Below are 7,375 nucleotides of genomic sequence, written 5' to 3' on the forward strand. Positions count from 1 at the left end.
ACTGAACCGCTGGAACCGCCGCCCACCAGGAGATACAACGCCGATGCAGAACGACCTCGTCGCCGCCCTCGACATCGGTGGTACCAAGATCGCTGGGGCGCTGGTCGACGGCGAGGGCCGTCTTCTCGTGCGGGCCCAGCGGCCCACTCCCGCGCGTGAGGACGGCGAGACCGTCATGGCAGCCGTGGCGGCGGTGCTCGGGGAACTGGCGGCGGACGCGCGGTGGGCGGCGGCGACCGCCGTCGGCATCGGCAGCGCCGGGCCCGTCGACGCCTCCGCCGGGACCGTCAGTCCGGTCAACGTGCCGGGGTGGCGGGACTACCCGCTGGTGGAGCGCGTACGAGAGGCGGCCGGGGGGTTGCCCGTCACCCTTGTGGGGGATGGGGTTGCGATGACCGCCGCCGAGCACTGGCAAGGTGCGGCGCGCGGCCGCGACAACGCGCTCTGCATGGTCGTGTCGACCGGTGTCGGGGGCGGGCTCGTGTTGGGCGGGCGGCTGCACCCGGGGCCCACGGGGAACGCCGGGCACATCGGGCACATCAGCGTGGACCTGGACGGGGATCCGTGCCCGTGCGGGGCGCGGGGGTGCGTCGAGCGCATAGCGAGTGGGCCGAACATCGCGCGGCGGGCGCTGGAGAGTGGGTGGCTGCCCGGGGCCGACGGTGACGCCACGGCGGCGGCGGTGGCGCGGGCGGCGCGGGCGGGTGACGCGGTGGCCCGGGCCTCCTTCGAGCGGGCGGCGCAGGCGCTGGCCGCGGGGATCGCGGCGACGGCGACGCTCGTCGAGATCGAGGTGGCGGTGGTCGGTGGGGGAGTGGCGGCGGCGGGGGACGTGCTGTTCGCGCCGCTGCGGCGGGCGCTGCGGGATTACGCGACGCTGTCGTTTGTGCGGGAGTTGAAGGTTGTGCCGGCTGAGACGGGGACGGACGCGGGGCTGATCGGGGCGGCGGCTGCGGCGAGGTCGCCGTCCGGCGCGGGGCGGTCTGCGGTTGTGGTTTCGCCTGCGGGGTCGTAGTGCGGGTTTGCGCCTCGTTGTCTGCGGGGGCGGGGCCGGGGCGGGGTGGTCCCTCTGGGGCTGCATGATTTACGGGCCGGCCTGGTAGTCGGTCATCTGCGGGCGGCCGCAAGCCGGCCTACACATCACGCTTTGCGCCCGCGGCGGGACCACCCCGCCCCGGCCCCTCCTGCCGTCTCGCGGCTGCGGGCTCCATGCCCGAAGGGCCCTATCGGCAGGTGAGTTCGGCGTCCGCCCAGTCCGCCCAGTCCGCGTGGTCCGAGTCGATGCCGTCGCCGGCATCCGTGATGACGAGGCGTACGACGCTTGCGTCTGTCACGTCGGCCGAGAGTGCTTGCGCGGGCCCTCGCCTGCCCTGCTCTCGCCGACGGTGGTGTCCGAGGTTCCTTCGAGGCCGAGTTCGGCGGCAGGTGGGTACGCGGCCCACTCGCTGTCGGTCGAGACGCGGACCAGGACCGTGCCGTGTGCGGGGACGGTCGCCGCGATCGTGCCGGCGGTGTTGTAGTCCTTGTGCTGCCACAGGTCGCGGACCTTGTACGCGTCGGCGGCGGGAAGGCCTGCTTCCTGGGCGGTGGTGGCGATGCGCTGGGCGCTGTCGGACTCGTTGAACAGCGCGATGGCGCGGCTGCCGTCGGCCATCTCCTTGACGACGACCCACCGTCCGTTCGAGGAGGAGAGGACCGTGCCTTGTCTGCCCAGGGGGTCCTGGTCGACGGCGATGACCTCGCGGTTGCCCAGGATGTCGAAAGTGGCGGTGTTGGCCTTGCGCAGGTCTGAGCCGATCAGGAGGGGGGCCGCCATGATCGACCACATCGAGAAGTGAGTGCGGTACTCGGTGTCGGTCATGCCGCCGTTGCCGACCTCGAGCATGTCCGGGTCGTTCCAGTTGCCCGGCTTGGCGTACGGAGCCAGCGGCAGGTTCTTCTTCATGATCGAAACCATGCTGGACCAGCTGTCGCTGATGTCGCCCGTGGTGCGCCAGAGGTGGCCGACGTCCTGGGCCCACTCCCACGGCTTGTTCTCGCCCCACTCGCAGATGCTGTAGACGACGGGCCTGCCGGTGGCCCTGAGGGCGTCGCGCATGGTCGTGTAGCGCTTCTTCGCGTCCACGCCCTGGTTGTTGCAGTTGTCGTACTTGAGGTAGTCGACGCCCCAGTCGGCGAACTGCTGGGCGTCGCTGTACTCGTGTCCGAGGCCGCCGGGGAAGCCCGCGGTGTTGCAGGTCTTGGTGCCCGCGCTGGTGTAGATGCCGAACTTCAGGCCCTTGGAGTGGACGTAGTCGGCCACGGCCTTGATGCCGTTGGGGAAGCGGACCGGGTCGGGGACGAGCTTGCCGTCGGCGTTGCGCTGGGGGAGGGCCCAGCAGTCGTCGAGGTTGACGTACTGGTACCCGGCGTCCTTGAGGCCCTTTTCGACGAAGATGTCCGCGATGGCCTTGACCATCGCCTCGTTGAACTCGGCCCGGCAGTGGGTGGAGTTCCAGTTGTTGAACCCCATGGGCGGGGTCAGGGCGAGCCCGTCGCCGGGGGCTGCCGGCTGGGCTGCGGCGGGAGCGGCGAGACCTGCCGCGCAGAGAAGCGCGGTGGTCAGGGCTCCGATCACTCTTCGGCTGGTCGTTCGGGCAGCTGAATGGCACATCGTTCCGGTCCTCCGTCTTCGCTCTATGTCATGTACTCGACACTAGAGCGTTTACGGTAGGCCGTGTTGAACTATGTTGGAAGAGATGCGGTAACGATTGGCGAATGGCGTGCCAAACCCCTTGACGGCCGGAACCCACCGGGGTGAGATCCGAGCACTCGCGTTCGGTTGTGTTGAGTTGCACCTCGAAGGAGAGGGACATGGCGCAGTCATCGTTCAGCGGTCCTGCCGTGGCAGGAGGTCGGATGTCCCGTCGGACCCTTTTGCGGGGTGCGGCCATCGGCGCGGGAGCCGTCGCGCTTCCCTCGGTGCTCGCGGCCTGTGGCAGCGGTCCGGGCGACGCCGGCACGATCAAGATGGGCTCCAACGCCTCGGACGCCGTGCCGAAGAAGGCCTTCGCCCAGGCCTTCGACGCGTACGAGAAGAAGTCGAAGAAGACGGTGAAGGTCAATACCGTCAATCACGAGGCGTTCCAGGAGAACATCAACCGGTATCTGCAGGGCACGCCGGACGACGTGTTCATGTGGTTCGCGGGCTACCGGATGCAGTTCTTCGCGAAGAGGGGGCTGCTGACCGAGATCAGTGATCTGTGGCAGGGATTCGACGGGTTTTCCGATGCGCTGAAGAAGCAGTCCACCGGGGAGGACGGCAAGCAGTACTTCGTGCCGTACTACTACTATCCGTGGGCCGTCTTCCACCGGAAGAGCGTCTTCGAGGAGCGCGGCTACGAGGTGCCGGAGACCTTCGACGAATACCGTGCCCTGGCGAAGCGGATGGAGAAGGACGGGCTGGTTCCGTTCGCGTTCGGGGACAAGGACGGGTGGCCCGCCATGGGCACCTTCGACTATCTCAACATGCGGGCCAACGGCTATGACTTCCACATATCGCTGATGAGCGGCGAGGAGTCGTGGACCGACCCCAAGGTGAAGAACGTCTTCGACCTGTGGCGCGGCCTCATGCCGTACCACCAGAAGGGCGCCAACGGCAGGACCTGGCAGGAGGCCGCCCAGGCGCTGCAGCAGAAGAAGGCGGGCATGACCGTCTTCGGACTGCCGCACCCGGGCCAGCAGTTCAGTGCCGCCGACCGCGAGGACCTCGACTTCTTCCCCTTCCCGGAAATCGACTCCGCGCACGGCCAGGACGCGGTCGAGGCGCCGATCGACGGGTTCCTGATGGCGAAGAAGGCCAGGAATGTCGAGGGGGGCAAGGATCTGCTGAAGTATCTGGCCTCGCCGGAGGCCGAGCTGATCTACCTCAAGAGCGACCCGAACAACATCGCGGTCAACGAGAGCGCGGACACCTCCTCGTACAACGCCCTGCAGAAGAAGGCCGTCGAGCTGGTCGCAGGGGCGAAGCAGATATCCCAGTTCATGGACCGCGACACACGGCCCGACTTCGCGTCGACCGTGATGATCCGGGCGATCCAGGAGTTCATCAACAACCCGAACGACATCGACGGCCTGGTGAACGACATCGAGCGGCAGAAGAAGGACATCTTCGCCGCCGAATAGCCGATCAGCCCGACCGATCGACGAGGAGTCACCTTCCGTGCCGTTTTCGACCGCGCGGCCCGCAGCACGCGCAGGACGGCGGGGCCCGCGCCGTTTCACCCGCCGCGACCTCGCCGTCCTCGGCGTGCTGCTGGGCATACCCGTCCTGCTCGACATCGCCCTGATCTGGGGCCCGACCTTCGCCTCCATCGGGCTGTCCTTCACCAGCTGGGACGGGCTCGGGGACATCGAATGGGTCGGGGGCAAGAACTACGAGACGCTCTTCACCGACTATCCGCAGTTCTGGCCCGCGGTCCGCAACAACCTGCTGTGGCTGGGCTTCCTGGGCCTCGTCGCCACGCCGCTCGGGCTGCTGCTCGCCGTCCTGATCGACAAGGGCGTCCGCTTCAGCCGCTTCTACCAGTCGACTCTCTATATGCCGGTGGTGCTGTCGCTCGCCATCGTCGGCTTCATCGCCCAGCTGGTCTTCTCCCGCGACCAGGGGGCACTCAACGCGCTGCTCGGCAACCAGAACAACCCGGTGGACTGGCTCGGCGACCCCGACCTCAACATCTGGATGGTCCTGCTGGCGGCGGGCTGGCGGCACACGGGCTACGTGATGATCCTGTATCTCGCCGGGCTCAAGTCGGTCGACGCGTCGCTCAAGGAGGCCGCGGCCATCGACGGCGCGAGCGAGACCCAGGCGTTCTTCCGGGTCGTGCTCCCCACCCTCCGGCCGGTGAACATCGTCGTCGGCGTCATCACCGTCATCGAGGCGCTGCGCGCCTTCGACATCGTCTACGCCATCAACCACGGCAGGAACGGCCTCGAGCTGCTCTCCGTCCTGGTCACCGACAACATCATCGGGGAGGCCAGCCGGATCGGCTTCGGCTCGGCCATCGCGGTCGTCCTGCTCACCGTCTCCCTGGGGTTCATCATCACGTACCTGGTCCAGGAGCTCCGAGGGGAGAAGAAGGGATGACCGTGGACACCGCACCCGCGCCCGCCGCCTCCTCCTCCGCACCGGCGGCTTCGCAACGTCCCCGCGGCCGGCGGCGTATCCGACCGGGGCGGCTCGGGCTGCACGCCTTTCTCATGGCCGTCTCGCTGGGCTTTCTCGCGCCGCTGCTGCTGGCCGTGTACGCGTCCCTGCGGCCGTACCAGGAGACCGCGGAGCACGGCTACTTCTCGCTGCCCCGCAGCCTGTCCTTCGACTACTACCGGCAGGCGTTCAGCGACTCCGGGATGAGCACGTACTTCGTCAACTCGCTCATCATCGCGGTCCCCGGCGTGCTGCTCGCGCTCTTTCTGGCCTCTTTCGTGGCCTTCGCGGTGGCGCGGCTGCGGATGCGCGGCGGCATCGTGCTGCTGATGCTCTTCACCGCGGGCAACCTGCTGCCCCAGCAGGTCATCGTCACGCCGCTGTACGTCCTCTTCAACCGCGTCCCGCTGCCCTACTGGATGTCCGAGTCGATGACGATGTACGACTCGTACTGGGCCGTGATCGCCGTCCAGGTCGGCTTCCAGCTGGGCTTCTGCGTCTTCGTCCTCGCCAACTTCATGCGCACGCTGCCGCAGGAGATCCTGGAGGCGGCGCGGGTCGACGGCGCCGGCGTGTGGACGCAGTACTGGCGCATCACCCTGCCGCTGTGCCGCCCCGCCCTGGCGGCCCTCGGGACCCTCCAGTTCACCTGGATGTACAACGACTTCCTGTGGGCGCTGGTCTTCATCTCCGACGGAGAGAAGCTGCCGATCACCTCGGCGCTCAACAACCTCCGCGGCCAGTTCTTCACCGACTACAACCTGCTGGCCGCAGGCTCGGTGATCGTCGCCCTGCCCACGATCCTCGTCTTCCTCATCCTCCAGCGGCACTTCATCGCGGGTCTGACGCTCGGTTCCAGCAAGGGCTGACGACCGGCCGGGCTGGCCATTCGCCGACCTTGCCACGGCCGGTTTCCGTGGCAAGGTGTAGCGGGCAGTCCACTGGGGGCTACCGAAGAGGGGGAACCGTGATCGTCTGGCTGAACGGTGCGTTCAGCGCGGGGAAGACCAGCGCGGCTCGTGAACTGACCGGTCTGATACCGGGCAGCACCCTGTACGAACCGGAAGTGACCGGCGGAAGTCTGCGGTATCTGCTCCCGCAGAAGCGGCTGGGCGAAGTCGGCGACTTCCAGGACCTGACCATCTGGAGACGGCTGGTGGTGGACACCGCGGCGGCGCTGCTGGCCGAGCTCGGGGGCACGCTCGTCGTCCCCATGACCCTGCTGCGGCAGGACTACCGCGACGAGATCTTCGGGCGCCTGGCCGCCCGCCGGATTCCCGTACGGCATGTGCTGTTGTCACCTGACGAAACGATCCTGCGCCAACGGATCGCGGCGCGCGAGGAGTTCGGGAGCGGCCGGGAGCGGAGCGCGAGCGTCCGGCGGTGGGCGCTGGACCACATCGCCCCGTACACCGCTGCGCTCTCCTGGCTCGCTGCCGACGCCCACGTCATCGACACGAGCCGGCTCACGCCGCGGCAGACCGCCGAGCAGATCGCCGAGGCCGTACGGAGCGGCGCAGCCGCGGCCTGCGAGATCGTGCAGACACCGGAACCCACGGGCGAGACCCTGGCCGCAGGGGTGCTCCTCTTCGACGAGCAGGACCGGGTGCTGCTGGTCGATCCCACCTACAAGCCGGGCTGGGAGTTTCCCGGAGGCGTCGTCGAACCCGGCGAGTCGCCCGCCAGGGCCGGGATGCGGGAGGTCGCCGAGGAGCTCGGCATCGAACTCGAGCGCGTGCCAGGCCTGCTCGTCGTCGACTGGGAGCCGCCCATACCCCCCGCCTTCGGCGGCCTGCGCCTCCTCTTCGACGGCGGGCGGCTCGGCGGCGGTCGCGCGGACCGGCTGCTGCTGCCGGGTTCGGAGCTGCGGGACTGCCGCTTCGTCAGCGAGGGCGAGGCGGCGGAACTGCTCCCCGCCGTCCGTTTCAAGCGCCTCCGCTGGGCGCTCCGCGCCCGCGAGCGCTCTACGGTCCTCAACCTGGAGGAGGGGGTTCCGGTGGGCTGACGAGGAGGGGGTTCCGTTGGGCTGACTCCTGTGCGGGCTCCGGCACGGGAGAGCAGTGCTAGACGATTAGTTCCGATGTGGCTCAGTGGTCGTAGGCGATCAGCGAGCGGGTGACGGGTGCGCCGATGGTGCGGTTGTGCCAGATCGCGCAGGTCATCGCCAGGATCCGCTGAGCCACGCGGACA

6 protein-coding genes and 2 pseudogenes are annotated in these 7,375 nt (G+C 68.6%); 5 read left to right on the forward strand and 3 right to left on the reverse strand.

The genetic code is table 11. The features are described 5' to 3' along the window. Positions 1-43 precede the first annotated feature (43 nt). Positions 44-1,015: an ROK family protein gene (locus ACTWQC_RS17995; protein WP_443316716.1), complete on the forward strand. Its 972-nt coding sequence runs from the start codon at positions 44-46 to the stop codon at positions 1,013-1,015. A 208-nt stretch (positions 1,016-1,223) separates the two neighbouring features. Here the strand turns inward: ACTWQC_RS17995 and ACTWQC_RS18000 are convergent, their stop codons facing one another. Next, positions 1,224-1,334: an NPCBM/NEW2 domain-containing protein gene (locus tag ACTWQC_RS18000; protein WP_443316717.1), complete on the reverse strand. Its 111-nt coding sequence runs from the start codon at positions 1,332-1,334 to the stop codon at positions 1,224-1,226. Between the two features lie 44 nt (positions 1,335-1,378). Next, positions 1,379-2,653 (reverse strand): annotated as a pseudogene (locus tag ACTWQC_RS18005) (glycoside hydrolase family 27 protein); the annotation flags it as partial. 245 nt (positions 2,654-2,898) lie between these two features. On the opposite strand from ACTWQC_RS18005, the gene ACTWQC_RS18010 reads away from it, so the two are divergent. The 4 genes from ACTWQC_RS18010 (at position 2,899) to ACTWQC_RS18025 (ending at position 7,190) form a co-directional block, all read left to right on the forward strand. After that, complete coding sequence (locus ACTWQC_RS18010) at positions 2,899-4,164, forward strand: ABC transporter substrate-binding protein (RefSeq protein WP_443316718.1); 1,266 nt, start codon at positions 2,899-2,901, stop codon at positions 4,162-4,164. A gap of 37 nt (positions 4,165-4,201) precedes the next feature. Then, positions 4,202-5,125 (forward strand): carbohydrate ABC transporter permease, encoded by a 924-nt coding sequence (locus tag ACTWQC_RS18015; protein WP_443316719.1) that lies wholly within the window; start codon positions 4,202-4,204, stop codon positions 5,123-5,125. Further along, positions 5,122-6,054: a carbohydrate ABC transporter permease gene (locus tag ACTWQC_RS18020; protein WP_443316720.1), complete on the forward strand. Its 933-nt coding sequence runs from the start codon at positions 5,122-5,124 to the stop codon at positions 6,052-6,054. Before ACTWQC_RS18015 ends, ACTWQC_RS18020 begins: the two co-directional genes overlap by 4 nt. 98 nt (positions 6,055-6,152) lie before the next feature. Then, positions 6,153-7,190 (forward strand): NUDIX hydrolase, encoded by a 1,038-nt coding sequence (locus ACTWQC_RS18025; protein WP_443316721.1) that lies wholly within the window; start codon positions 6,153-6,155, stop codon positions 7,188-7,190. An 82-nt stretch (positions 7,191-7,272) separates the two neighbouring features. Here the strand turns inward: ACTWQC_RS18025 and ACTWQC_RS18030 are convergent. Beyond that, positions 7,273-7,375: pseudogene (locus ACTWQC_RS18030) on the reverse strand (IS982 family transposase); the annotation flags it as partial.

Origin of the sequence: Streptomyces sp. 8N616 (assembly GCF_052246385.1) — a bacterium.
In the GTDB taxonomy this organism is placed as follows: Bacteria; Actinomycetota; Actinomycetes; order Streptomycetales; family Streptomycetaceae; genus Streptomyces.